The sequence below is a fragment of the Alteribacter lacisalsi genome, assembly GCF_003226345.1.
Classification (GTDB): domain Bacteria; phylum Bacillota; class Bacilli; order Bacillales; family Salisediminibacteriaceae; genus Alteribacter; species Alteribacter lacisalsi.
In genome coordinates this window covers 663,583-688,545 of sequence record NZ_PDOF01000002.1, presented here as the reverse complement: position 1 = coordinate 688,545, position 24,963 = coordinate 663,583, and the positions used below count along the sequence as shown (strand labels likewise).

The window sequence follows — 24,963 nt, the reverse complement described above, 5'->3', positions numbered from 1 at the left end:
CCTCCTCCTCTCTTTAAACGGTGAGATAAAATCCCTGTGTCCATTCGGCTGTATGGCGGATGTCGTACCCGCTCGCAGCCAAGGCCTGGTTTGATACCATCCGCTGTGGCGGCTTCTCAGCCAGCTTCTTCACTGCCGCAATCCACCTCGTGTGATCGTGTAGGGGCAGAAACCGGACCAGGCCCGCTCCCATATCCACTTCATGTGTAATCACATCTGAAACGAGGCACGGCAGCCCGGCACCCTGCGCCTCCACCAGCGTGACCGGCAGCCCTTCGTGCAGAGACGGAAAAAGATACACGTCCATTGCCTGAACAAGCCGCTGCACGTCGTTTCTGACGCCGAGAAACAGGACATCGTCTGTAAGCTTCTTTTCCGTTACCTTCTTTTCGATGCGCGCTCGTAATTCACCGTCGCCGGCAAGAATCAGTTTGGCTTGCGGAACTGTCTTTTTGATGTCACCAAACAAATCAATCAGATAGGTGTGATTCTTCTGATGGTTGAACCGCCCCACATGGCCGATCACAAAATCCTCAGCTGCCAGGTTCAGTTCCTCCCTCACCTGCTCCTTTTTGACCGATGAGTAGGCAAAGTCCTTACACATGATCCCGTTTTTTAAGATCCTGTACTTTCGTCCGCTTTTCTCAAACAGCCATCTTCCCGCCAGATCGGAGCATGCGAGAAAATGGGTGGCCGATCGGCCAATCTGTTTCCCTGCGTACCATTTGTACATTTTTACCGGGACGCTGCCTTCGCTGCTCGTGTTATGGCTATGGGCGATCCGGATCTTAACCCCGCTCTCCTTTGCCGCTTTCAGCACGATGCCGCTCATTTTGTCCAAGTGAGAATGAACGATTTTGTACTCTCTGTGGGCGGCGAAGAACGTGTGCAGCGCCTTCTGAAAGCCGAAGTGCCCCGCTTCGGTAATATAGAGAATCCGGTGGATCCGCCCGCCCATCTGCTCGATTTCGCGGTCAAACACGCCGTCTTTACATGTAAGAAAATCAAACTGGACCTTTTTGCGGTCCATGTTCCGGTACAGATTCATAAGGAGCGTCTCGGCGCCTCCCCGGTTCATATTCACGACAACATGTAACACTCTCACTGGATTGCCCACACAGCCTCCTCCATTTCATTCATGTACTTTCCGTAGAGTTTCTTTTTTTCGCCCAGGATCAGGTTCATGGAGTACCGGCTCGTCATCCGGGCGCGGGACAGATCGCCGAATGTGCGGCGGAGCTGTTCCTTCTCGGCCAGAAGCTTTATTTTTTCGGCAAACGTGTGGCCGTCACCTGGGGCGATGGTCCAGCCGTTCACGCCCTGGACTACGAGCTCGCAGTGACCCCGGTTTTCGGTGGCTACAACCGGCAGCCCGCACGCCATCGCTTCCATAATATTGACCGGCAGCCCTTCGCGATAGCTGGAGCCGACGGCAATATCACAGGCCGGTAAAAGCCGTGCGATGTCTTTTCGGAAGCCTAAAAAGTCGATCCGGTCTGCTACATCAAGCCTTTTGGCAAGCTGTCTGCACTCCTCCTCGAGCGATCCTTCTCCTGCAAGCAGAAGACGAGCTCCGGGGAGCTCGTCTTTGAGTGTGGATAGCGTATGAATAAGAAACTGCTGATTCTTGTTTTTATTAAATTCCGCTGCGTAAAAAAGCAGCACATTCTCGTCTGAATAACCCAGCTTTTCCCGTGTGTTGTGCCGGTCGCAGTCATCGGCAGGCCTGAACTTTTCCGTGTCCACGCCCACTCCGTGCACGTGGGCGATCGTGCCTGCTGACAGCCGGTGATGTTTGGCCCGCTCGTAATCTTCCTCATTGATCGTGATCAGGCAGTCGGTGAGAGAGGCCAGCAGTTTTTCCACCGGGTAGTAGCAGAGCCAGTTCGCAGCCGGTGCCCCTTTGCAGAAGTGAAAGCCGTGAGCGGTGTAAAATACTTTTGTGCCGTTTTTTCTGGCGCGGCCTGCTGCAAGTCTGCCGATCACCCCGCCAATCGGCGTGTGACTGTGCACGATGGCGAACTGCTCCCGGTCCACGATCGCCCGAAGCTCCCGAAGTGCTGCAAGATTTTCCAGCCGGAACGGAGAGCGCTTAATCGGGAGATTGTATTTCACATCGGTGTAGGGAAGCTTCAGTTCGCCCGATGCCGCAACGTGAACCTCCCATCCCTGCTCCTTAAACCATTTCATGTAAGGAAGGTGAAAAGCTTTAAAGTGATAGTCGACCGTTGCGCAAAGAAGAATTTTCTTCTGCATGGCGTGCCTCCTATTTGACCAGCTGCTGTTCCATCACTTCAGCCAGGTAGTCCAGAAGCTCATGGCGGAGGTCGTCACGCTGGAGCCCCAGGTCAATCATTGTTTTAATAAAGCCCATCTTTTCACCCACGTCGTAGCGGGTCCCTTCGAAATCGTAGGCGTACACCGCTTCCTGTATTTTCAGCCGGGCAATCGCGTCGGTGAGCTGAATTTCCCCGCCGGCACCTGGAGTCTGTGTGCCGAGGATATCAAAGATTTTCGGGCTTAAAATGTAGCGGCCTAGAATGGCCAGGTTGGACGGCGCCTCGCTTAACGGTGGTTTTTCCACCAGATGGCTCACACTGCAGATCCGCTCGCCCATAGCCTGGCCGGCGACAATGCCGTAGCGGGAAACCTCTTCATCCGGTACCGTCTGTACACCGAGTATGGATGCGTTGTAGTGGTTGTACTGTTCGATCAGCTGCCTGAGGCACGGTTTGTCCGCCTGGACGATGTCATCACCCAGCAGCACTGCGAACGGCTCGTCCCCGATAAACTTTCTGGCGCACCAGATCGCATGACCGAGACCTTTCGGCTCCTTTTGGCGGATGTAGTGAATGTCCACCATTTTTGAAGATTTCTGCACTTCATCCAGAAGCTCGGTCTTTCCTTTTTTCATCAGGGTCTGCTCAAGCTCAAATGAATGGTCGAAGTGATCCTCGATCGCCCGCTTGCCTTTCCCGGTTACGATGATGATGTCTTCAATGCCCGATGCGACGGCTTCCTCCACAATGTACTGAATCGTCGGTTTGTCCACAATCGGGAGCATTTCCTTTGGCATCGCCTTTGTTGCCGGCAGAAACCGTGTTCCAAGCCCTGCTGCCGGAATGATCGCTTTTTTTACTCTCATAATTCCCTCCCCTGAAATAGGCAGTGCTTTACACTTCCATCGGTACCATTTCTTCTCTTTTTTCAGCTGGCACTTCCTGTTTGCCGGGCTGCGGTTTTAAATTGGCCAGATACAGAAGCTCTTCCCGGAGCTCCTGTTTACTGTACGTGTCGTAGTTGGCCATCAGCGTTTCGATTTCGCTGATGAGTACGTCTGCGGTTTTTCCGATGTAAATTTTCGGGTAAATCTGTTCGTCGTGCACTTCGTGGTCATTCAAAAGTTCCTCAAACAGCTTTTCTCCCGGCCGCATTCCTGTGTAGGTAATCCCGACCTCTTCCTCTGAGTATCCGGACAGTTTGATCAGGTTTTTTGCCAGATCCACGATTTTGACCGGCTCCCCCATGTCCAGGACGAAGGTTTCCCCGCCTCTGGCAAGACTTCCGGCCTGAAGCACGAGGCGCGACGCTTCCGGGATCGTCATGAAATAGCGGACCATGTCCGGATGGGTGACCGTGACCGGACCGCCGTTCTGGATCTGATGTTTAAAAAGAGGAATGACGCTGCCCCGGCTTCCAAGAACGTTTCCGAAGCGGACGGTGATAAAGCTCGTCCGGCTTCTCTGGTCCATTGCCTGAACGATCATCTCTGCCAGACGCTTGCTTGATCCCATCACGCTCGTGGGGTTAACTGCCTTGTCCGAGGAGATCATCACGAATGTCGTGACCCCGTGATTGGAGGCGGCAAGGGCGACGTTGCGCGTGCCGATCATGTTGTTTTTGACTGCTTCCTCCGGGTTCCGCTCCATCAGCGGCACGTGCTTGTGAGCCGCGGCGTGATAGACGACACACGGTTTATGGAAATTCATGATCTGCTGCATTTTTTCCTCATCCTGAATGTCGGCAATTTCCGTTACGTATTGGATGTTGTGGTGCCTGAACTTGGCCTTTAGCTCCATTTCAATCGAATAAATGCTGTTCTCCCCGTGACCGAGAAGAACGAGTTTCTGCGGCTTGAAGCGGGTGATCTGCCGGCAGATTTCCGACCCGATCGATCCCCCTGCCCCTGTAACGAGAACGACACGCCCTGAGAGCTGCTTGGAGATCCCTTCAATGTCGAGCTCCACCTGCTCTCTGCCGAGGAGGTCCTCAACCTTCACTTCCCGGAACTGGTTAATGGAGACTTTTCCGGAAACCAGATCCTCAATAAGCGGCAGGATCTGCGTTTTTGCCGAGGTTTTCCCGCATTCCTTGAATATCGGATTCAGCTCGTGCTTTTTCAGTGACGGGATCGCGATGACGATGTTGTCGATATTAAAGTCCTTTACGGCAGCGGTGATGTCTTCGGTGCCGCCGATGACCGGAACGCCTAGAATATCGAGATGATGAAGCCGTTCGTTGTCGTCCACAAAAGCAACCGGCATCATGTCACTCTGACGGTTTTTCACGAGCTGTCTGGCAATCATCGTGCCTGCAGATCCTGCGCCCACGATGAGCGTGCGCTTCTGATGCGGCTGAACGGGCGCCAGATAATGGTCACGGAACATCCTCCAGGTGAAGCGGGTGCCTCCGATCGCGAAAAGCTGAAGCAGCCAGACGACCACGAGCAGTCTGAACTGCACCGTCTGCACGAGGAGAAACTGGGCAGCGGCGGTCGCGAGCACTGACAGGGAAACGGTTTTTAAAATGATCATCAGTTCCCCTGTACTGGCGTATTCCCATGCTTTTTTGTAGAGATTGTACCTGTAGGAAAATAAAAAATGACAGCTGATGAGCATCACACCGGTTACGAGAAATAAAACGTTAAAAAATGAAAACGACATACTCACGAGCAGACTGCCGGCAATAATGGCAGCTGCAATCAGTATGGTGTCGATCACAACGAGCAGCGATACTCTGCTTCTGTAAGCCACAAGCGATCCCTCCTTTTTTTTGAATGATTCACTGCAGGTCTGGTCAGCCGGGATTTAATGCTTTACAGCGGCCCGGCATACGCTGCCGGACCACAAAAAGCATTAAATCAAATGGGCATTCAACCCATCCTCACGCCACACCACTGATGACTCGCATCTAAGGCTTGTTAAGCCCACAGCATGGCCGAGTATCTCCAGTTGATAACGGTCAGGAGACATTACCAGAACGAACACTTTGTTCGTAATAAAGAACGTAAAAGGTAAAAAAAGAGACAGCGGCGGCGGGTCAGGGTTATTTGTTCTTTTTAAAGAATTTTCGTTTCCGTGCGTTCATTATGATGCCGAACAGTTTCGTATTGGTCATTTCCAGAATCTTTTTTGCCTCGAGTGCCACTTCATCCTCCGTCCGCTTCACACGGAGCACCATGATGGCGCCATCACAGCGGCCGGCGACGATTTTGGCCGTTTCCCCTTCAAGAACGGGTGGTGAGTCAAGCAGCACGTAATCGTACTCCCGGGACGCACGTTTGAGCAGTTCGTCCATTTTACGGGACTGAAGGAGGCTGTCCAGGTCGTAGGGAACGGGTCCGGTTGTGATGAGTTTCAGCCGGGCATTTTCGGTCTGATTGATCGCCTCTTCAACTGGTTTCTGCCCGGAGAGAACGTTTGTGAGTCCCACGGTATTTTTTATATTGAAGATTTTATTTAAAGAAGGATCCTTAATATCGATGTCAATCAGCAGCACCGACTTTCCGTGATGTGACAGATTCATAGCAAGGTTGGAAATAACAGTCGATTTTCCTTCATTGTAGCCGGGAGAGGTAACGATAATCGTTTTGGTGTTGATTTCATATCTGGCAAATTCGATGTTCTGCCGGATCCGGTCAAACTCCTCGGCGATCTGCGATTTCGGGTTTGTGACAAGCTGCGGGATTTTTCTATCCCTTAGTAGATTCACCAACAGTTTCACCTCTCAATGCGTCTGCTTTTCGATGTTCTTTCGTCGTCTTCTGCATCGTCCGTCTCGTCATTTTGGAAACGTCGCCGATTACCGGAACCTGAAGCAGCTTTTCCACTTCCCGGCGGTATCGTACCCGGTTGTCGATGCTGTCGAGCAGGAAGATTAAGCCGATTGCGGTAAAAATACCGAATACAGCGGCAGCGTAGATAAGATTATTGCTCATCGGGTTAATCGGCAGCTGATTCGGATTGGCCACAGCGGCGGAGAGCTGTTCCACATCGGTGAACCCGAGGGTGGAGGCGACCACTTCCTGATACTGTTCTGCCGTTGTATTTGCAATGCTGGCTGCCATTTCAGGGCTGCCGGCCTGTGCTGTGATCATGACAATTTGTGAATCACTGATATTATCCACATGAATCCTGGTGCTGAGCGCCTGGGGGCTCATGGAAAGACCGAGTTCATCAATGACGGCCTGCATGACCGGCGGTTCGGTAATAAACACGCGGAGTGTATTCATATAGCCCGAGCTTTCACTGATCATTATCCTTGAGGTGGAATCGTAAATCGGTTCCGGCTGAATCGACTGGTGGTACATGTATCCGCCGGTGGTCGTCAGCGCTGAAAATAAAATAATAATCCAGAGACGTTTTTTCAGGAGATTATAGATCTGCTTGATCTCAATCTCCTTGTTTGCATTCGTACGCAAATGTGTCACCTTCTTTTCTCAGAGTGGCCTGTGTGCTGTTCTGCATATAGAACGAATGTTTTGTGGGTGAACGGAGAGTGATAACGTCGGTAATCTGGATTGGATGATTTTGTATATTTTGGCGTTCATCTGATTATTTTTCATTTTAGTTCTTAATAAAGAACATGTCAACAATATTCTGACTTTTTATAGTGATATTTTCCTTGTTTTATTCGTATATCGCGTATTTCCGCTGTTCTTTATACTGTTTATCGGGTGAAAGGCACTTTTTTGATTAGGTCAAAGTGACTATACTAACCCTGAAAATTGGAAGTTGAAACAGTGAAAAACGCTCCCTGTCTGGAGGGAGCGTTCAGTGGTTACTGCTGTTCTCTGATGAATTCGAGTGCTTCTTCCACGTGGCCTTTCACTTTCACTTTGCGCCACTCTTTGATGATGTTTCCTTCTTTATCAATGACGAAGGTGGAGCGTTCGATGCCCATGTACTCTTTGCCGAAGTTTTTCTTCAGTTTCCAGACGCCGTATTCTTCAGCGACTTTGTGATCTTCGTCTGCGAGGAGCTGGAACGTGAGGCCGTGCTTGTCGATGAATTTTTCGTGCCGCTCAACCGGATCCGGGCTCACGCCAAGGATCACCGCGTCGAGCTCTTCAAAAGATTCCTTCTGATCGCGGAAATCACACGCCTGTGTGGTGCATCCCGGCGTCATGTCTTTCGGATAGAAATAGAGAACAACGTATTTGCCTTTATAATCTGAGAGGTTTACGGCTTTGCCGTCGTTTGCCGGCAGTGTAAATTCAGGTGCTTTCTGTCCAACTTCAACTGTCATGCTTGACCACTCTCCTTCCGGATTCCTGTTCATCTATAAGGATAACCAAGATCGGCCGGAGCTACAAACGATTTGGTTTGTTTTCATTGTAAATGACGGTGGTCACAACGAAGGCGGCCGGAAGCAGGTAGCCGATGAGCGCCTGAAGCATGGCGATCCAGCGGCCGAGGCCCTGGGGGATGATGTCCCCGTAGCCGACGGTCAGAAGCGTCACGGCGCTGAAGTACATCACGTCTTCTATGAGGTGAACAAGCGAACCGGTGAGACGTCCGGTGCCTTCCACCAGTACGGGGATGCCTTTAAAGTGCAGGCTCAGGTACAGGCAGCCGAAGCCGATAATGACTGTGGCGTACACGAGCAGGAGGACGAGAAAGTTGTGTATTGATACCCGCCTTCCGTAAGGCGGCTGATTGCGGATTAAAAGAAGCAGGCTCATGATGATGCCGGTAACAGCTGTAAGGGTGACGAGCCATAAAAAAAGAGTTCCCATCCGATTCACCTCTTTGTCCAGTTTATGTGGACGCGTGGTGGTTTAGGACAGGAACCGAGGGGTGTGGTGTTGAGTTGGGGTTGGGGAGTACCGTATAGGCGCTGCTGGAGTTTTACTTGTACTTAATCAGATTTATCTGTACTTAGCCCTGGTCGGGGCGGCGGCGATTGGCGTTCTTAATATTTCCTAAGCGTCTTAGTTATTTCCTTAGGGTTCTTATTATTTCCTTAACGTCCTTATTATTTCCTAAGCGTTCTTAGACCGAAAAACACCCCACCGCCGGGGCTAGTTCCCCGCTCCCCGGTACCGTTTGACGCCTTCGTTCCACGCGAATACGGCGATCGTGATGAACACGAGCCCCATAACGGGAGTCAGAAACGCGTAAAAGTACCATTCGTCGCGGCCGAGGAAAAACGCTGCCGGATATACGCCGACAAAGGCGAACGGCAGTATCCACGTGAGCACGTAGCGGATCACCTGGTTGTAGATGTCCACCGGGTAGCGGCCGTAGTTGCCGATGTTGTACATCATCGGCATGATGTCGGTGCGGGAGTCGGACCAGAAGCTGATGCTCGCAAGGATGATGAAGATCCCGGCGTAAATAAGCGCTCCGCCCGCCACCATCAGAATGAACATGAACGGGTCGTACCAGCTGACGGTGAGCCCGAGCTGCGAGCCGGCGTAAAACATGATCGCCACACCTGTGATCACGCCGAACATGGACTCGAGCTCCATCCGCTCGATAATAATCTGAAACAGGCTGTGGATCGGGCGGGTAAGCACCCGGTCCATCTCCCCTTTCACGATGTAGCGCTCGTTGAAATCCCAGATGTTAAAAAACGAACTGAAAATCGCGTACGGCACGAGGAAAAAGCCGTAAATAAAAATGATCTCCTCCCGGCTCCATCCGCTTAACAATGTCGTATGGCCGAACACGACGAGGATGAAAATCAGGTTCACCGCCTGAAACAGGAGGTCCGAAAACAATTCGACAACGAGATCGGAGCGGTAGGTGAGCCGGGTTTTCAAGTATTGTGATGCGTACTGAAAAAAGATTGATACGTAAAACACGGGCTACCCTCCCTGTACGATGAGCCGGCGCCGGGCCGTAACCCAGAGAATTTGAATCGGCACAAATAAAATGATGCACCAGACGGCCTGCTGCAGCAGTGCTGTGTACACTTCCCCGCCTGTAAAGCCTTCCGTGAAGATCATCGACGGAATGTAGCTGATCGCCTGAAACGGCAGGAACGCCATAACATCCTGCGCCCAGAGCGGGTAAAAACTGATCGGCAGCAGCAGTCCGGAAAACAGATCAATCACCACACGCTTTGCCCGGATGAGGCCGGTATTGTATAAAAGGAAAAACGTTAAAATGCCGGTAATCAGGTTGATCTGCGTGTTTACGATAAAACTGAAAACAAGGGAGATGAAGAAAAAGCCCCACACCGACACGTCGGCGGAAAAACTGATCGGAAACAGGAGCCAGACAATGACCATACCAGGTGCTGAGAAAAACAGCAGGCGGAACAGTCCTTCCCCGAGACCCTGCATCGTTTTCATCCCGAGGTAGTTGTAGGGGCGGATCATTTCCACCGCTACTTTTCCCTCCTGAATCTCCTGGGCAATTTCCCGGTCGATGTTGTTAAAATAGAACGCACGGGCCATCCAGGCGATCGCCACGTAGGTGGTCATCTGCACGACGCTCAGACCCTGAATCGACTCCTGGCCGCCGTAGATCGCCTGCCAGAGAAAGTAGTAGGCGCCGATGTTGATGCTGTAAATCAGGATGCCGCTGTAATAGTTCGTCCGATAGGCGAGCATCATTAAAAAGCGGATCCGGAGCATTTCAAGGTACATACTGAGGCGGCTACCCATGACGGTGGATTCCTTCCTCGTAAATGTTGCGGATCACTTCCTCCGTTGACACCTGATTGAGCTTCACATCGCTGATCGAGTGATGGCTCATGACGATGCTCATCACCCGGGAGACGGTATCGTCATCTCCTTCCACTGTCGCCTTCCAGCCGCGGAGCTTTTCCGCCGCGCGCCATTTGACAGGAAAATCGCGGGTAATGTGCTCCAGATCCTCCTTGGCCACAGGCTTCTGAAACTCAAACTCCACCTGCTTCCCTTCGACCCAGTTGTTCTGAAGCGCTTCAAGTCCCCCATCGTAAATAATCCGGCCTTCGTCGAGGAGGACGACCCGGTCACAGAGCGCTTCGATGTCCGACAGATCATGTGTAGTCAGAAGAATCGTCGTTTTGTATTTACGGTTGATGTTCTTCAGGAACTCTCGCATCTTCATTTTCACGAGCACGTCGAGACCGATCGTCGGCTCGTCCAAAAATAACAGCGGCGGATTGTGAATGAGCGCCGCAGCGAGCTCGCAGCGCATCCGCTGCCCGAGGCTGAGCTTTCGTACCGGCTTATCAAGGAGCGGTTCGATCTCCAGCGTTTCGATGACTTCCTTCATATGGGTGTCGTAATGCTCGTCGGAGAGACGGTATACTTTCTTAAGCAGGCGGAACGACTCCTGGACGGCGATGTCCCACCAGAGCTGTGAGCGCTGGCCGAATACGACGCCGATCGTGCGGACAAACGCCTCCCGCTGGCGGTGCGGGTCCATGCCGTTCACTCGTACCTCCCCTGCTGTGGGGGTTAAAATGCCGGTGAGCATCTTGATTGTCGTCGATTTACCGGCACCGTTTTCACCGATGTAGGCGACCATTTCTCCCTGTTTGACGTTCAGGGATATATCATCCACGGCACGGAGCACCGTGTAGTTTCGTGTTAACAGATCGCGAAAAGCACCGCCGAGCCCTTTCCGGCTCGAGTAGGACTTGAATTCTTTTCGCAGGCCGTGAACTTCAATAACGTTCATGCGGCAAGGCTCCTTTCGTGTGGTTACAGTTGGGGTGGTTCGGCTGAGATAACTTAATTAGTTTACCGGAAGCGGGCGCTGTCTTCAACAGGCGTGCCCGTGTGAAGCGGAGCGGAAGCCTTCCTTTTTTTCCCGGAGGGCGGGGTTGAAGGGTGTGCTAAAATGGGAGTTGTGTGAGATTCAAAGGAGGAAATACATATGAAGTTTACGGAGTCGGAGCGGCTGAATGAGGCTGCTCAGGAGCATATTTTGGGCGGGGTGAACAGTCCGTCGCGGTCGTTTAAGGCGGTGGGCGGCGGTTCGCCGGTGTTTATGGACAAGGCTGCCGGGGCGTATTTCTGGGACGTTGACGGTAACCGCTACATCGATTATCTGGCGGCGTACGGGCCGATTATTACGGGACACACGCACCCGCATGTGACGGAGGCGATTCAGGCGGCGGCTGCGGACGGGGTGCTGTACGGGACGCCGACGCGCTATGAGAACGAGTTTGCGGCGATGCTGAAGGATGCGATGCCGTCGATGGAAAAGGTGCGGTTCGTGAATTCCGGAACAGAGGCGGTCATGACGACGATCCGTGTGGCGCGGGCTTACACGGGCCGGGATAAGATCATTAAGTTTGCCGGCTGCTATCACGGGCACTCGGATCTGGTGCTTGTGGCGGCGGGCTCGGGGCCGGCCACGCTCGGAAGTCCGGATTCGGCCGGAGTGACCAAGGCGATTGCAAAAGAAGTGATTACGGTGCCGTTCAATGATATTGACGGGTTCCGTGAGGCCATGGACCGCTGGGGTGACGAGATTGCCGGTGTGCTTGTCGAGCCGATTGTGGGGAACTTCGGAATCGTGGAGCCGGCGGAAGGCTTTCTTGAAGCGGTGAATGAGATTACTCATGAGGCCGGTGCGCTCGTGATTTACGACGAGGTGATTACGGCCTTCCGGTTCATGTATGGCGGTGCCCAGAATTACTGCGGGGTGGAGCCGGACATGACGGCGCTGGGTAAAATTATCGGCGGCGGGCTGCCGATCGGTGCGTACGGTGGACGTCAGGATATTATGGAAAAAGTGGCGCCTTTGGGGCCGGCGTATCAGGCGGGGACGATGGCCGGAAATCCGGCGTCGATCCGGGCCGGGATTGCGTGCCTGGAAGTGCTCCGTCAGGAAGGTGTGTACGAGCATCTGGACGAGCTCGGGGCGATGCTTGAGGACGGGATCCGCGCGCACGCCGCGAAGCATCATGTGCCGATTACGCTGAACCGCCTGAAGGGGGCGCTCACGGTCTACTTCGGTGTGGACGGTGTGGTGAACTACGACGAGGCCGAAGCGAGTGACGGGGAGATGTTCGGCCGTTTCTTTAAGCTGATGCTCGGTCAGGGTGTGAACCTGGCGCCTTCCAAGTATGAGGCGTGGTTTCTGACGACGGCGCATACGAAGGCGGATATTGAAGAAACACTGAAAGCGGTGGATTACGCGTTTTCGAAACTGTAAATGAGTGTGGGGAAGCTCCGGGTCTGGGATCCGGGGTTTTTCTTTTTTTAGAGCGGCTCTGGAAGAAGCTTCGCTTTACGAAGTCCGCTCGCTTTCCGCGGCGATGCCGGCAAGCCTCCTCGGCTGCTGTGTTTACAAACAGGAACAGGTGGGAAACTACGTTTACGACTGGGGATATAAATGAGGCTCTTGCCAGATTTTACGAACCGGTGTATAGTACATGCGATAGTGTCATACGTTCTTAAAGTGTGATTCATCAGAAACAGAACGAAAACACGAAGCAGGAAAGGGTCCTGCTTTAGATAGAAAGGAACATCCGTAAATTATGAGGCTTGGCGCCCGTATTTTAAAAACAGGGCTGGCGATTACGCTCGCTCTTTATGTTGCTACATGGCTCGGCTTTGAACCGGCTGTGTATGCGGCGATGGCGGCGGTTTTTGCCGTTCAGCCGTCTGTGTACCGAAGCTTTATGACGATTCTTGACCAGGTGCAGGCAAACGTGATCAGTGCTGTGCTTGCGGTCGTGTTTGTGCTGTCGTTCGGCCATGAGCCGTTTGTTGTCGGTGTTGTAGTGGTGCTTGTCATTGCAATCAACCTGAAGCTCGGCAAGGAGGCTATCATTCCTCTCGCCGTGGTCACGGCGATCATCATCATGGAAGCACCGTCGGAGAATTTTATTGAATTTGCTGCCTCACGGTTTCTGCTCGTGATGATCGGTGTCGGGGCATCTTTTCTCGTGAACCTGGTGTTTTTGCCCCCGAAGCACGAAAACCATCTGTATCATAAAATTTCCGACGCAAATGAGGAAATCATTCAGTGGATTCGGCTGCTCACCCGTCACGAGGCGGAGTACAATACGTTAAAAAGGGATTTGAAGAAGCTCAAGGATGCCATGGTGAAAATGGATAATATCTTTCTTCTTTACAAGGATGAGCGTACGTATTTTCCTAAAAATGAGTACCCGCGAATGCGGAAAGTAGTGCTGTTCCGGCAGATGCTTTACACATCAAAAAAGTCTCTCAGGATTCTGAGAAGTCTGAGCCGTCACGAGAATAACATGCAGCGGATGCCCGATGAGCTTCAGGACTTTATCCGGTTACAGCTTGATGATTTAATGAATTATCATGAACGGATCATGCTCAAGTATATGGGCAAGGTCCGGCCGCAGACCACTGACGATCTTTATGAGGAAGTCGAGATTGGTAAACGTCAGCTTACGGATCTGTTCTTCAAGCTTCATGAAGACAAGGAGATGGATCGGGACGACTGGATCCACTTTTTCCCGGTGGTAGCACTGGTGGTTGAGTACAGTGAGGAGCTTGAGCACCTCGACAAGCTCATGGACAGCTTCTTTAAGTATCATAAAGATGACAACGAAGTGAAAATATCGGAACGTGACTGAGTGAAGAGCACCGCCCCGGATTATGGGACGGTGCTCTTTTGTTTTATGAGGTTTTATGAATGGTGCGGAAGTTTTCGGGTCATTCTGGGTCTGTTACGAATTTATCGAGCAACTTTCAGCGTTTATCGAGTAACTTTCCCAATTTATCGAGCAATTTTTTGAATGTATCGAGCAACTCTCCCAGTTTAGCTTACAAAGTCAAGAAAACATCCGACTCTTTCGTTCTGCCGGCTTTCTAAGTGAGCTGCTGGACCTGGAACAGGCGGTGATAGGCACCCTGCTTCAACATCAGTTCATCGTGGGTCCCGTCCTCCACCAGCCGGCCGTTTTCGATCAGGAAAATCCGGTCCGCGTGGGTGATGGTAGACAGGCGGTGGGCCACGATAAACGTGGTCCGGTCCCTGGCGAGCTTGAACAGAGATTCCTGAATCAGCTGCTCGCTTTCAAGGTCAAGTGCCGATGTGGCCTCGTCGAACACGAGAATTTCGGGACTTTTCAGGAACACACGGGCGATCGCCACGCGCTGTTTCTGCCCGCCGGAGAGTTTCACGCCCCGCTCACCGATGCTTGTATCATAGCCGTCCGGCAGTTCCATAATGAAATCGTGGGCGTTGGCAGCTTTGGCGGCTTCGATCACTTCTTCATCCGAGGCGTCCGGCCGGCCCATGAGAATGTTGAATTTGACCGACTCACTGAAAATGATGTTGTCCTGAAGCACCATGCCGATTCGGTCCCGGAGGCTGCGGACTTTGTAGTCGCGCACATCACGGCCGTCGATCAGGATCCGCCCTTCAGAAACATCGTAAAACCGCGGAATCAGGCTCATGATCGTACTTTTCCCGCCGCCGCTCATGCCGACGATCGCGATCGTCTCGCCGCTCTCAACGTGAAAATGAAGGTCTTTCAGCACGAGATCGTCATTCTGCTCGTAGTTGAAAAACACATGATCAAACGTCACCTCACCGCGGGGATGCTTCATCGGAACTGCATCCTTTTTGTCCTCGATGTCGTACGCCTCATCGGCGAGTTCAAACATCCGGTCCATGGAGGCAATCGACTGAGTCAATGTGGTGGACGAGTTCACCAGGCGCCGGAGCGGATTATAAAGCCGGTCCATGTAGGCCACAAAGGCGACCATCGTTCCGACCGTTACATTCCCCTGAATCACAAGGGTTCCAGCCACAGCGATCACGAGGATCGGCGCAAGATCGGTGAGCGTATTGATCACGGCAAACGTCTTCGCATTCCAGCGCGTATGGTTCAAGGCTTTAGACAGAAAGTTTTCGTTTCTTTTATCGAACTGGTGCTCTTCGTGGTTTTCAAGAGCGAAGCTTCGGATCACGTTCATGCCCTGGAGCCGTTCATGCAGATGTCCCTGTACTTCCGCCAGCGCCTGGGAGCGCTCACGGGTGAGGTAGCGCAGTTTGGTATAAAAATATTTGATGGCAATGCCGTAAAACGGAAGCAGCACCACAGCCACGAGCGTGAGCAGAGGATCCATTGTGAGCATAATGATAATCGCCACGATGATCGTGAACATGTCGAGCCAGATGTTCATCATCCCGGTGATGATGAAGTTCTTCGTCTGCTCCACATCGTGGATCACGCGGGAGATCACTTCCCCGGATTTATTATTCGAGTAAAATCTCAGGCTCAGCTTCTGCAGGTGGGTAAACAGCTGCGTCCGGATGTCATAAAGAATCTTGCTTCCGGTCCACTGGGCAAAATACTGCCGGTAATACTCGACCGGTGGACGGAGAAAAAGAAAGACGAAAAAGACGATGCCCATCATCCAGTAAAGCTGACTCAGCTGTTCGGCGGTTGTCATGTCCTCCGCTCCAACGATGTCGTCAATCACGATTTTCATCAGGAGGGGGATGATCAGAGGGAACCCGAACTTGAGCATACCGATAAAGACGGTAATGGTGATTTGCTTCCAGTACGGTTTCACAAATTTAAGATAGCGTTTAATACTGTCCATTCCGGTCGATCACTTCCAGTCTGCTTGCGCTATGTGTAGTATTCCCTGCTCTCCCTGCGGGCAGGCAGGTATTTTTGGGAAAGAGGCTGACAGATGCGCTCATGGCGGCAGCTTCCCGCAGACGAGCGGCGAGCCCCCCTTGTGCTCTTCATGATTCCTTCCACTTGAAAAAAAGAAACCGGCCTACGTAGGAAGACGTCTGCCGGCGTCCGGGCGTTTTCAGCGGTGCTGAAGGAAACGCTCGTACCAATATTCGATAAACCCGGGTTCAAACGGGCCTTTTCTCTGACTGATCCACTGGACCAGTTCATCCACACTGCGCCGCAGAATCGCATCCACTTCTTTTGGATAATTCATCCGCTGGCTGTGCAGTGCATATTCATCTTCGTCAAGAAGCTTGTACGTCATATCCGGAAACACTTTAATATCCAGATCATAGTCGATGTACTTTAGCGCTTCCTCATCATACGTAAAAGGGGTCCCCAGATTGCAGTAGTAATAAATGCCGTCATTTCGTATCATTCCGATACAGTTGAACCAGTGATGCGCAGTGAAATAGCAAATGGCCGGTTCTCTCGTCCGCCACTGCCGTCCATCTGATTCTTTTACCAAAATCCGGTCGTTGCCGCCGATGACTTCTTGGGACGTCCCTTTTAGAACAATGGTTTCTTCCCAGATTCGATGAATATGGCCATTATGTTTGTAGCTGTGTACCTGTATGTTGCTGCCATTCATGGGAAAACTCAAAGTTCTGCTCCTTTCTTCTGTTATGAACATTCAGGACGCTGATTCCCCTAACATTCAAAAACACGACTTACTTTTTTTCAGGCTCACGGTGTGTGACCATCCGGTCCTGCGGATGCAGGTAAAGATCAATTGGCGGCTCCTCTCTCAGGTAATCCTTGATCTTATAAATGCTCACTTTTCTTCTCGGGTCGTCTTCTGCCACTGGCTCATTGCCTGTATCCAGATAGAATTGATCACAGGCAACCTGACATTGATCAATCCATCTCGGGTAATCGGGATCTTCAAAAATCTCGAAGGTCTCCTTCGACATGTAAAATGGTTTGTCAGGTTTGCATTTGAGCTGTTCATAGAGAAGATGACAGTCAATTTCATTGTTATCCTTTACGATCGTACGCAAAGATATGGCGGGATTCAACTGTTTTGCATAGGCGTTTACTGCCTGTCGCATTTCATCGATGCTTACTTCCCTGATTTCAGGTTCTTTCATCTCATTACGATTGTTTCCACCTTTACGCTTTTTGAACCACACAGCCTTCCCTCCCTCTTATGTCCGGGATCACATCCAAAGCCTTTATAATCTGTTATTTTTCTTATTATACTATTGATTCAGTCAATTTAAAACAAAAGTTCAGAGAAGGGGGCGCGGCAGACGCCCAGCAGGGGAGCAGTCTAAAGTGGTCCCGCCCTGACTGAAGATCAGGGGAAGATTTCAGATTTGCCGGGTTAGAAAAAGGGCATATTCTAATGGCCTTTTAATTACCTTCTCCCTAAACTGATCCGGTACAGTCGTTTTTTGTGGTTTGCCATTCATCTCCAGTATCCAGAGCTTATCGCTATCGTCAATAACAAAATCAACGCTCACTTCCCCCAGATGACCGAATCGTTCTTCAGCAGTCATGGCAGAGCAAATGCTGATTTCATTCAGCTCATGAAAAACAGCTTTTACTTTTTCCTCTGGATACAAGCGGGTTAAAACGTCAGTCGTCGCACATATCGAGGCAGACATGGAAGTATTGTAATAATTTTCATGAGCGATTCTTGTAAGTGCCGTAGAGACTTCCCAAATACCTTGAGCCGTTTTCTGAACAACCACACGTATATCAAACAATCGGGAATCAAGCTTACTTAAACCGATTCCCTGCTGAACAATGTAGGTTCCGTTATTCACGAGCCCGCTTACATGATCCTGTATATCCGCTTTATTTCTGCAGATTGAAAATGGATTCATGTGATGTAATGAGATCGACGTTTGTCCGTTGTCCCGGAGTTCCAATCGATAAACCTCATTTCCTTTAAACCCGTAAACCGGCTTAATGTACAGAACTTTAAATTTTGACAGAGCCTCTTCTATTCCGTCACTCCGGAACAGAAAGGTTTCCGGTAAATACGGACTGACCGGGGAATCGGTTAACAGCTTATGAACATCCCATTTATTAAAGTGATTAATCGAGTTGAAACACCTGACGGGCCCCACTGCTTTTGTTACCCGGGAAAATGTATCTTCGCTTATGTTATAGCACCTGTTATATACTGCCTTCGGAAAAGGAAATTCCTCTTCTCTACATTTGCCGTTGTGTATAAACAGGCCCGTAATTATCTGTTTATTCCATAAAATATCAGAAGGTGTGAAACAGAAAAGCTGAATATCAAGGTCATTGTACTGCTGGTAAAACTTCAGCACGTGTTTTCTGAATCTTCTTTTCAGAACCATAATGCCAACAAAAGGCGCCTTTTTCAATTTCATCTCTTCTCCCCTGGCGTTCTTATTGTGGCAATTTATGCTGTGCACCTTGATTTCGTGAAACCTTTGATGCCGTTTATCAGCTGACTGTTTACTTTATATGGGTATGAGCCGTGCTTAAAAATACCTTTATGAAATATGATGTTTTATGTTAGTGGGTAAAGGAGGATGTTAACATGGGACATTGTATATGTCCACCGGGACCACCTGGTCCGGAGGGTCCAACGGGACCGCCTGGTCCTGCAGGTGAGATCGGTGCTACAGGGCCTACGGGGCCGGCAGGTGGAGTATTGGATTTTGCTGACTTTTATGCATTGATGCCTGGTGATAATGCGGATACAGTTGGTGCTGGAGAAAACGTCGATTTTCCACAGGACGGACCTTCGGGGGCAGCCGGTGGGATTACCCGGACTGGCGCTGATACATTTAATCTGGAAGCAATCGGCGCTTATCAGGTCTTCTTTCAGGTAAGTGTTACCGAAGCAGGGCAGCTGATTCTTACATTAGATGGTAATGATTTAGCGTATACAGTAGTGGGGCGTGCAACAGGTACGAGTCAGATTGTAGGATTGGCAATTGTCCAGACAGTAACCGAAAATTCGATTCTGACTGTGCAGAACCCTACCGGGAACCCGACTGCCTTAACAATAACGCCGGTGGCAGGAGGCGCAAGGTCTGTATCTGCTCACCTTGTGATCACGCGACTGGCTTAGCAGGACTCACTTAGAATAGTGAGGGGTTAAGAACTAAAAACCGTTGAAAAATGCCCGCCATTTTTCAACGGTTTTTCTTCATCCGACAGCCACATCTGCCCGAAAATAAAAAACACGCACTGCCCACTTGGGACAATGCGCGTCGGACTGGTCAGAAACAGGTTACTGCTGCTGACGTCCTTGCTGTTGCTGTTGCTGAGCAGATGCTTGACCTTTACGCTGAGCAGATTGCTGATTCTGCTGTTTTACTTGCTGAGCATCTGTTTCGCTCGCGAACTCCTGGTTGTGCTGGTTCTGAGCGTTTTGCTGCTGAACTTTTTGAGCGTTTGTTTGAGCAGCTTGACGTTGAGCCTGCTGCTGTTGCTGGTTTTGCTTACGCATGAGTATCACCTCCACAAACATTATCTTGTCCTGTGGGGTGAGTTTTATCCGAAAAAAATGGGCGGATAATAATATATTTTATGGACTGAAATGGGCTGTATCTTTTCCCGGTAAACGACCATAATACCCGCCCGGAAGGTGCCTGTTACGTGAGGAGGGAAATCCCGCCGTCCACAATAATCGTCTGCCCGCAGATCATTTTTGCCTGACCGGAAAGCAGGAACACGGCTGCATCAGCCAGATCATCAGGCTCCACTATCCGCCCTGCCGGCGTGCGCTGGCGAGCGTCTTCAAGCAGTTCATCGCGGTTTGGAAAATGAGTCAGAGCATCAGTATCCACGGCCCCGCCGGATACAGCGTTGACTCGGATGCCTTTTGGTGCCAGTTCCACTGCCAAGTATCGAGTCAGGGCTTCAACCGCTGCTTTGGAAACACCGACTGTCGTATAATTCTTCAGGTATCGCTCTGCTCCAAGCGAGCTGAGACTTACAATTGCACCGCCGCCTGTTTTTTCCATGCGCCGGGCTGCCTCCTGCGAGCAGAACAGCATGCCTTTATTGTTAATGTTCATCGTCCAGTCCCAGTGGGATTCCTCCAGTTCCATAATTGGACGGAGAACACCGGATGCCGCATTGTTTACGAGCACATCAAGGCGTCCGAAATGCTCGTCAATCTGGCTGAACATATCCGCTACCTTATCCTGCTTGGCAATATTGGTCTTCACTGTCAGCACCCGGGCTCCTAGCGCACGGAGCTCTTCCGCTGTTTCTTCTGCTTTACTCCGGCTTCTTGCATAGTTGATCACCAGATCGTATCCCTCTCCGGCAAGTTTTACTGCAATCCGTTTGCCGATTCCCCTGCTGCTTCCGGTAATCAGCGCTACTTTCTTATCATTCATTGTCTTTTCCTCCTGTTTCCTTAACTGGCTTCTATGTACTTTACTGCCCCTCATTATAGCGCATATCGCCACCGTACTCTACAAACACTAAAACAGGACGATTGGAGTCTGTCTTAACCGGCACAAAAAGGGGATGAAGCGCATGTATGTAGGGCGAGATATGACAGAGCTGTCCATGATGGGCAAACAGGACTGGAGCGATCAGGAGCTCGCTTATTTTCACCATAATCTTCAGCAGATTGCTCCTTACCTGAATTCCGAGGGGCTTACAATTCACCGGGAAATTGTAAAGGAAATAATGAATCGCGGCGGAATGCACCAGGAAGCAGACTGGACGAGCGGCAGCCGTGTGCACTACGACTGAGGAAGGACCTTTAAAATATTCCCTATTTCAGCGAGCCAGGACAGCGCTTTTGTCCTGGTTTTTTCCATGGATGAAACGGGAACAGGCAATAGATACAGGAAGCAGAAGGCTGAGCCGGGACACTTCTGTACAGCTCTGGTAAACTCACTATATAACGCATGAAAAGGGAGAGTGTGACGATGAAAGCAGTAGCATTTGACCGTTACGGCGGTCCTGACGTTCTTCACGTAATGGAAACGGATAAGCCTGAAGTCAGCGAAAATGAGGTACTGGTCCGGGTCGGCGCAAGCGGGATCAATCCGGTGGATACATATTTCCGGAAAGGGATCCGTCCGGTTGCTGATTTCCCGGCTGTTCCTCACTTTGACCTCGGCGGGTCCGTTGTGGATGTCGGAAGCAAAGTAACAAATATGAAAGTCGGTGACCGTGTGTGGGCGACCAATGTTCCCGGCACGGCAGCGGAATTCGTGGCTGTACCTTCCGAAAAACTGTTTCTAATTCCCGAACATGTAACCGAAGCAGAAGGTGCAGCCGTGGCTATGGCATTTATGACTGCCCACCTGAGTCTTCACTACCGCGCCAATCTGCAAAAAGACGAGACGGTTCTCATTTACGGCGGTGCAGGCGCAGTCGGGAATGCGGCGATTCAGCTCGCCCGCCTGGCAGGAGCGACGGTGATCGCCACTGCCGGATCGAAGGAGAAAAAGGAGCTGTGCAAGCAGGCAGGTGCTGATCATGTGATCCTTTACCGTGAGGAAAATATCGTTGAAAAAGTCGTTGATGTCACCGGCGATATAGGTGTTGATGTGATTCTTGACATGTCTCTGAGTGAAAACATGGAAAACGATCTGGAGATGATCAAAACCGGCGGGCGGATCGTGACAATCGGATCACCTGAAAACAACGCACCGCAGCTGCCTTGGCGTAAACTGAACCAGAAACATGCGTCGCTTATGGGCGTCCTTCTGTTTACAGCGCCGCCTGAAGAGCTGCGAGCGGCAGGGGAAGCGATCAGCATGATGCTCAACGATAAGACCATCACCCCGTACCTGGCACAAACGTACCCGTTCGACGAAGCGACCCAGGCCCACGCGGATCTGGAAGCAAAAAAGTTTAACGGGAATCTCGTACTGGTTCCTTAAAGGAAGGCAAGGCCCTGAAAAAAGCATCACCCGCATCGGGAGAAAAAAATGAACCGGACGGCAGTTCAAATGCTGAAACTGCCGTCCGGTTTTTTTTATTCTACTCGAAATCAGATAGGTATTTATCAAATAATAATGCGTACCCATCCGGCAGAAGAAAAACAACGATTCCCCCTACTGCCGCTAAGGCAGTGACCAAAAATACGAACTTTTTCCTGGTGATGTCTCCTCTGCTTTTTGCAATGCCGAATACTTTAATAATTGAAACCACCATGATTACAATAATGGCTATGGAATAAAGACTTGCCAGTGCCGCAACTTCCATCCTGCCTCCGCCCCCTTATTACCTCTTTATTCCATTTTACCATACAGAGGAAAATAGGAAGCTTTTTTCAATAGGGCTTACGCTTTTGCAAAGGTACGACAACGCTACGGCGCCAGAAAAACCGCTCCGTAGATAAGCGAGCCGAGAATCACAAACGCCGGATGCACCTTCCACTTTTCGAGAAGCAGAAAGCTCACTCCGACAAGGATCACCGTCTGGACGATCCCGTTGTCAAAGTAGGAGGTTTCAAAAAAGCGGAACGCCATGATGCCGAGCAGCACTGCGATTGTCGGACGGACGATCATGCTGAGCAGTTTCACTTTCGGAGAGTCCTTAAATTTATAAAGAATGCCCAGAAGCGCGATCATTAAGATCAGTGATGGAGCGATTGTCGCAAACAGCCCGACTGCTGCCCCGAGGATGCCCCCTTCCACATAACCGATGTAGCCGGCCATTTTCGTGGCGATCGGTCCGGGCAGGGCGTTGCCGAGGGCAAGCACTTCCCCGAACTCCTCAACTGTCATCCAGTTGTAGCGATGCACCACTTCATATTCAATCAGAGGAATGGTAGCCGGACCCCCGCCGTAGCCGACGATACCCGGGATAAAAAACGCAAGAAAAATCTCCCAATACGTCATCAGTCACCGCCTCCCTTCGTCCGTTTCAGGAACACAAAGACAAGCAGGCCGGCGATTACAAACGCCGGATGCAGACCGATAGCAGTGATCAGAAGCGCACTCACAATCACAAGCATGATGCTCCAGCCAAAGCCGAGACCTTCCTTTGATTTCGTGAAAAACTGCCACGTGAGCACGGCGAGCATCACACCGACTACGGGCAATACACCGTTTGTCATACCCTGTACCCAGGCGTATTCCCGAAAGGATGCAAGCGAGACGAGCAGGACGATCATGAGCACGACTGTCGGCACGACCGAAGCCGCGATCGCATTGAGCATGCCTGTGATGCCGGCAACCCGGTAGCCGATATAGCCGGCCATTTTTGTTGCGATAGGACCTGGCAGCGTGTTTCCCATTGCCAGGATGTCCGAAAACTCCTCGTCTTTCATCCATTTGTATTTATCCACTGCTTCTTTATGAATGAGCGGAATTGAGGCCGGGCCTCCGCCGTAGCCGAGCATTCCAATTCTGAAAAAAGCCATAAATATTTGTCGCTGTGTCAACCTGTTTCCCTCTCTCTACGTTCGTCTAGTAGGCAGAGATGCTGCCGTCCGTCCGTGACTCGGTTCCTCCGGCAAGGACGCCTGTTTCCGGGTTGCGCCAGATAATCTGCCCCCGTCCGAAGCCGCCGCCCATGTGAGCCACCTGAATGTCGTGTCCCTTTCTTGTGAGCTGCTGGGCAACCGGCGCGCCGAAGCTTTGCTCAAACATGACTGTTCTGTCTTTCATCCACTGCCAGCGCGGGGCATCGAGTGCCGCCTGCGGGTTCAGTCCGAAGTCGACCGTGCTCATCACCACCTGCATATGCCCCTGAGGCTGCATGAACCCGCCCATAACGCCGAACGGGCCAACCGCTTCATTGCCTTTTGTCAAAAAGCCCGGAATAATCGTATGGAACGTACGCTTACCCGGCTTCAGCGCATTGTCATGCTCCTGATCCAGACTGAAGTTATGGCCCCGGTTCTGCAGGGCAATCCCTGTGTCAGGTACAACCACACCTGATCCGAAGCCCATATAGTTGCTCTGGATAAAGGAAACCATGTTGCCTTCGTCATCTGCAGTTGCAAGGTAGACAGTGCCGCCTTTAGGAGGCTCGCCTGCTGAAGGGTGCATGGCATGCTCACCGATCAGCTTTCTGCGCTCCCGGCCATACTCCGGTGAAAGGAGATCGTCACTTGTGACGCTCATCTCTGATTCTTCGGTTACATAGCGGTGCCCATCGGCAAATGCCAGTTTCATCGCTTCAATCTGACGGTGAAGCGTGTCTACGTCATCCCGTCCGGCTGAGAAATCATCGTCCTTCAGCATGTTCAGCGCCATTAGAGCGACAATGCCCTGGCCGTTCGGCGGGATTTCCCACACATCGTACCCTTTGTAATTTACTGAAATCGGTTTGACCCACTCCGGCTTATAGGAAGCCAGATCTTCTTTCCGGATAAAACCGCCGTGTTCTTTTGAAAAGCTGTCGATTCGATCTGCAATTTCGCCTTTGTAGAAGGCTTCAGCGTTCGTTTCTCCGATCAGCTCAAGAGTGCGGGCGTGCTCTTCCGACTTCCACATTTCGCCTGCTTCCGGCGCACGGCCGTCAGGAGCGAATGTCGTAAACCAGTGGGCAAATTCGTCTCCATCCAGTTTCTCGCGGAACGCCTCTTCTGCTTTTTTCCAGAAAAACGCCAGTGTCGGGCTGAGGGGATAGCCTTCGCGGGCATACTCAACAGCCGGTGCGAGCACGTCTTTCAGGGGCAGCCTGCCCAATTTATCGGACAGTTCCGCCCACGCAGCCGGTGCACCAGGTACGGTCACCGGCGTAAGGCCGAACGTCGGCATTTCCTTGTATCCTTTTTCTTTTACAGCGTCGATGGAAAGGGCATTCGGTGCAGGGCCGCTTGCGTTCAGGCCGTGGAGCTCGCCCTTTGTCCAGACGAGGGCAAATGCATCTCCGCCGATCCCGTTGGAGGTGGGTTCGACAACAGTAAGGCATGCCGCTGTTGCTATGGCTGCGTCAATCGCATTGCCGCCCTTTTTCAGAATATCAAGCCCTGCCTGCGAGGCGAGGGGCTGGGAAGTGGCCACCATCCCTTTTTTTGCGTATGTAACCATTCTCTGAGATGAATACGGGTAGTGCTGACTGTCAAATGAAACCATTTTACTCGCTCCTCTCATGAAGCATTTTTATTTATCCTATCATATTTCGAGTTCCGAA

Annotated in this window: 26 protein-coding genes; 5 read left to right on the top strand and 21 right to left on the bottom strand. The window is 51.3% G+C overall.

The features are described 5' to 3' along the window. Positions 1 to 13: 13 nt before the first annotated feature. The 11 genes from CR205_RS14860 to CR205_RS14810 form a co-directional block, all read right to left on the bottom strand. Positions 14 to 1,117, bottom strand: a complete 1,104-nt coding sequence (locus tag CR205_RS14860) for a glycosyltransferase family 1 protein (RefSeq protein ID WP_110520887.1) — start codon at positions 1,115 to 1,117, stop codon at positions 14 to 16. Further along, the gene (locus CR205_RS14855; RefSeq protein ID WP_110520886.1) at positions 1,102 to 2,256 is read right to left on the bottom strand and encodes a glycosyltransferase family 4 protein; all 1,155 of its coding nucleotides are present in this window, start codon (positions 2,254 to 2,256) and stop codon (positions 1,102 to 1,104) included. The genes CR205_RS14860 and CR205_RS14855 overlap by 16 nt, the downstream gene beginning before the upstream one ends. A gap of 10 nt (positions 2,257 to 2,266) precedes the next feature. Next, positions 2,267 to 3,145, bottom strand: coding sequence for a UTP--glucose-1-phosphate uridylyltransferase GalU (gene galU, locus CR205_RS14850; protein ID WP_110520885.1), 879 nt, complete (start codon positions 3,143 to 3,145; stop codon positions 2,267 to 2,269). Between the two features lie 28 nt (positions 3,146 to 3,173). After that, positions 3,174 to 5,033, bottom strand: coding sequence for a polysaccharide biosynthesis protein (locus CR205_RS14845; RefSeq protein ID WP_110520884.1), 1,860 nt, complete (start codon positions 5,031 to 5,033; stop codon positions 3,174 to 3,176). A 292-nt stretch (positions 5,034 to 5,325) separates the two neighbouring features. Then, entirely contained in the window at positions 5,326 to 5,991 is a 666-nt protein-coding gene (locus CR205_RS14840; protein ID WP_161524794.1) for a CpsD/CapB family tyrosine-protein kinase, read from the bottom strand. Continuing rightward, on the bottom strand, positions 5,972 to 6,700 hold the full coding sequence (locus CR205_RS14835) for a YveK family protein (protein WP_161524793.1): 729 nt from the start codon (positions 6,698 to 6,700) through the stop codon (positions 5,972 to 5,974). Before CR205_RS14835 ends, CR205_RS14840 begins: the two co-directional genes overlap by 20 nt. A gap of 359 nt (positions 6,701 to 7,059) precedes the next feature. Then, the gene (gene bcp, locus CR205_RS14830) at positions 7,060 to 7,527 is read right to left on the bottom strand and encodes a thioredoxin-dependent thiol peroxidase (protein ID WP_110520881.1); all 468 of its coding nucleotides are present in this window, start codon (positions 7,525 to 7,527) and stop codon (positions 7,060 to 7,062) included. A gap of 61 nt (positions 7,528 to 7,588) precedes the next feature. After that, positions 7,589 to 8,017: a potassium channel family protein gene (locus CR205_RS14825; protein WP_110520880.1), complete on the bottom strand. Its 429-nt coding sequence runs from the start codon at positions 8,015 to 8,017 to the stop codon at positions 7,589 to 7,591. A 285-nt stretch (positions 8,018 to 8,302) separates the two neighbouring features. Then, positions 8,303 to 9,088 (bottom strand): ABC transporter permease, encoded by a 786-nt coding sequence (locus CR205_RS14820; RefSeq protein WP_110520879.1) that lies wholly within the window; start codon positions 9,086 to 9,088, stop codon positions 8,303 to 8,305. A 3-nt stretch (positions 9,089 to 9,091) separates the two neighbouring features. Continuing rightward, complete coding sequence (locus tag CR205_RS14815) at positions 9,092 to 9,895, bottom strand: ABC transporter permease (RefSeq protein ID WP_110520878.1); 804 nt, start codon at positions 9,893 to 9,895, stop codon at positions 9,092 to 9,094. Further along, complete coding sequence (locus CR205_RS14810) at positions 9,888 to 10,901, bottom strand: ABC transporter ATP-binding protein (RefSeq protein WP_110520877.1); 1,014 nt, start codon at positions 10,899 to 10,901, stop codon at positions 9,888 to 9,890. The genes CR205_RS14815 and CR205_RS14810 overlap by 8 nt, the downstream gene beginning before the upstream one ends. Before the next feature lie 198 nt (positions 10,902 to 11,099). On the opposite strand from CR205_RS14810, the gene CR205_RS14805 reads away from it, so the two are divergent. Both CR205_RS14805 and CR205_RS14795 read left to right on the top strand, forming a co-directional pair. Next, complete coding sequence (locus CR205_RS14805; protein ID WP_110520876.1) at positions 11,100 to 12,386, top strand: glutamate-1-semialdehyde 2,1-aminomutase; 1,287 nt, start codon at positions 11,100 to 11,102, stop codon at positions 12,384 to 12,386. A 325-nt stretch (positions 12,387 to 12,711) separates the two neighbouring features. After that, the gene (locus CR205_RS14795; protein ID WP_110520874.1) at positions 12,712 to 13,788 is read left to right on the top strand and encodes an aromatic acid exporter family protein; all 1,077 of its coding nucleotides are present in this window, start codon (positions 12,712 to 12,714) and stop codon (positions 13,786 to 13,788) included. A 235-nt stretch (positions 13,789 to 14,023) separates the two neighbouring features. Here the strand turns inward: CR205_RS14795 and CR205_RS14790 are convergent, their stop codons facing one another. From CR205_RS14790 to CR205_RS14775, 4 genes are all read right to left on the bottom strand, one after another. Next, the gene (locus CR205_RS14790) at positions 14,024 to 15,769 is read right to left on the bottom strand and encodes an ABC transporter ATP-binding protein (protein WP_110520873.1); all 1,746 of its coding nucleotides are present in this window, start codon (positions 15,767 to 15,769) and stop codon (positions 14,024 to 14,026) included. A 219-nt stretch (positions 15,770 to 15,988) separates the two neighbouring features. Then, on the bottom strand, positions 15,989 to 16,516 hold the full coding sequence (gene ntdP, locus CR205_RS14785) for a nucleoside tri-diphosphate phosphatase (protein WP_110520872.1): 528 nt from the start codon (positions 16,514 to 16,516) through the stop codon (positions 15,989 to 15,991). 67 nt (positions 16,517 to 16,583) lie between these two features. After that, positions 16,584 to 17,045 (bottom strand): DUF3939 domain-containing protein, encoded by a 462-nt coding sequence (locus tag CR205_RS14780; protein WP_110520871.1) that lies wholly within the window; start codon positions 17,043 to 17,045, stop codon positions 16,584 to 16,586. Positions 17,046 to 17,225: 180 nt separating this feature from the next. Then, entirely contained in the window at positions 17,226 to 18,260 is a 1,035-nt protein-coding gene (locus tag CR205_RS14775) for a YheC/YheD family endospore coat-associated protein (protein ID WP_110520870.1), read from the bottom strand. Positions 18,261 to 18,433: 173 nt separating this feature from the next. Between CR205_RS14775 and CR205_RS14770 the strand changes: the two genes are divergently transcribed. Beyond that, positions 18,434 to 18,970, top strand: a complete 537-nt coding sequence (locus CR205_RS14770) for a collagen-like protein (protein ID WP_110520869.1) — start codon at positions 18,434 to 18,436, stop codon at positions 18,968 to 18,970. A 162-nt stretch (positions 18,971 to 19,132) separates the two neighbouring features. Here the strand turns inward: CR205_RS14770 and CR205_RS14765 are convergent, their stop codons facing one another. Together CR205_RS14765 and fabL are read right to left on the bottom strand one after the other, a co-directional pair. After that, entirely contained in the window at positions 19,133 to 19,351 is a 219-nt protein-coding gene (locus tag CR205_RS14765) for a gamma-type small acid-soluble spore protein (protein ID WP_110520868.1), read from the bottom strand. A 145-nt stretch (positions 19,352 to 19,496) separates the two neighbouring features. Beyond that, the gene (fabL, locus tag CR205_RS14760) at positions 19,497 to 20,249 is read right to left on the bottom strand and encodes an enoyl-[acyl-carrier-protein] reductase FabL (protein WP_110520867.1); all 753 of its coding nucleotides are present in this window, start codon (positions 20,247 to 20,249) and stop codon (positions 19,497 to 19,499) included. 142 nt (positions 20,250 to 20,391) lie between these two features. Between fabL and CR205_RS14755 the strand changes: the two genes are divergently transcribed. Further along, complete coding sequence (locus CR205_RS14755) at positions 20,392 to 20,613, top strand: cytosolic protein (protein WP_110520866.1); 222 nt, start codon at positions 20,392 to 20,394, stop codon at positions 20,611 to 20,613. Between the two features lie 179 nt (positions 20,614 to 20,792). Next, positions 20,793 to 21,755, top strand: a complete 963-nt coding sequence (locus CR205_RS14750; protein WP_110520865.1) for an NADPH:quinone reductase — start codon at positions 20,793 to 20,795, stop codon at positions 21,753 to 21,755. 100 nt (positions 21,756 to 21,855) lie between these two features. Here the strand turns inward: CR205_RS14750 and CR205_RS14745 are convergent, their stop codons facing one another. The 4 genes from CR205_RS14745 to CR205_RS14730 all read right to left on the bottom strand — a co-directional run bounded on the left by CR205_RS14745 (position 21,856) and on the right by CR205_RS14730 (position 24,905). Continuing rightward, positions 21,856 to 22,080, bottom strand: a complete 225-nt coding sequence (locus tag CR205_RS14745) for a hypothetical protein (RefSeq protein WP_110520864.1) — start codon at positions 22,078 to 22,080, stop codon at positions 21,856 to 21,858. A gap of 104 nt (positions 22,081 to 22,184) precedes the next feature. Further along, positions 22,185 to 22,718: a chromate transporter gene (locus tag CR205_RS14740; protein WP_110520863.1), complete on the bottom strand. Its 534-nt coding sequence runs from the start codon at positions 22,716 to 22,718 to the stop codon at positions 22,185 to 22,187. Further along, entirely contained in the window at positions 22,718 to 23,263 is a 546-nt protein-coding gene (locus CR205_RS14735) for a chromate transporter (RefSeq protein WP_110520862.1), read from the bottom strand. Before CR205_RS14735 ends, CR205_RS14740 begins: the two co-directional genes overlap by 1 nt. A 25-nt stretch (positions 23,264 to 23,288) precedes the next feature. Next, positions 23,289 to 24,905, bottom strand: coding sequence for a gamma-glutamyltransferase family protein (locus tag CR205_RS14730; protein WP_110520861.1), 1,617 nt, complete (start codon positions 24,903 to 24,905; stop codon positions 23,289 to 23,291). Positions 24,906 to 24,963 lie beyond the last annotated feature (58 nt).

Coding starts and splice junctions, on each gene's coding strand:
- CR205_RS14855 (WP_110520886.1), bottom strand. CDS start 2,256: ATGCAGAAGAAAATTCTTCTTTGCGCAACGGTCGACTATCACTTTAAA.
- galU (WP_110520885.1), bottom strand. CDS start 3,145: ATGAGAGTAAAAAAAGCGATCATTCCGGCAGCAGGGCTTGGAACACGG.
- bcp (WP_110520881.1), bottom strand. CDS start 7,527: ATGACAGTTGAAGTTGGACAGAAAGCACCTGAATTTACACTGCCGGCA.
- CR205_RS14825 (WP_110520880.1), bottom strand. CDS start 8,017: ATGGGAACTCTTTTTTTATGGCTCGTCACCCTTACAGCTGTTACCGGC.
- CR205_RS14815 (WP_110520878.1), bottom strand. CDS start 9,895: ATGGGTAGCCGCCTCAGTATGTACCTTGAAATGCTCCGGATCCGCTTT.
- CR205_RS14810 (WP_110520877.1), bottom strand. CDS start 10,901: ATGAACGTTATTGAAGTTCACGGCCTGCGAAAAGAATTCAAGTCCTAC.
- CR205_RS14805 (WP_110520876.1), top strand. CDS start 11,100: ATGAAGTTTACGGAGTCGGAGCGGCTGAATGAGGCTGCTCAGGAGCAT.
- CR205_RS14795 (WP_110520874.1), top strand. CDS start 12,712: ATGAGGCTTGGCGCCCGTATTTTAAAAACAGGGCTGGCGATTACGCTC.
- CR205_RS14790 (WP_110520873.1), bottom strand. CDS start 15,769: ATGGACAGTATTAAACGCTATCTTAAATTTGTGAAACCGTACTGGAAG.
- CR205_RS14775 (WP_110520870.1), bottom strand. CDS start 18,260: ATGAAATTGAAAAAGGCGCCTTTTGTTGGCATTATGGTTCTGAAAAGA.
- CR205_RS14770 (WP_110520869.1), top strand. CDS start 18,434: ATGGGACATTGTATATGTCCACCGGGACCACCTGGTCCGGAGGGTCCA.
- CR205_RS14765 (WP_110520868.1), bottom strand. CDS start 19,351: ATGCGTAAGCAAAACCAGCAACAGCAGCAGGCTCAACGTCAAGCTGCT.
- fabL (WP_110520867.1), bottom strand. CDS start 20,249: ATGAATGATAAGAAAGTAGCGCTGATTACCGGAAGCAGCAGGGGAATC.
- CR205_RS14755 (WP_110520866.1), top strand. CDS start 20,392: ATGTATGTAGGGCGAGATATGACAGAGCTGTCCATGATGGGCAAACAG.
- CR205_RS14750 (WP_110520865.1), top strand. CDS start 20,793: ATGAAAGCAGTAGCATTTGACCGTTACGGCGGTCCTGACGTTCTTCAC.
- CR205_RS14745 (WP_110520864.1), bottom strand. CDS start 22,080: ATGGAAGTTGCGGCACTGGCAAGTCTTTATTCCATAGCCATTATTGTA.
- CR205_RS14740 (WP_110520863.1), bottom strand. CDS start 22,718: ATGACGTATTGGGAGATTTTTCTTGCGTTTTTTATCCCGGGTATCGTC.
- CR205_RS14730 (WP_110520861.1), bottom strand. CDS start 24,905: ATGGTTTCATTTGACAGTCAGCACTACCCGTATTCATCTCAGAGAATG.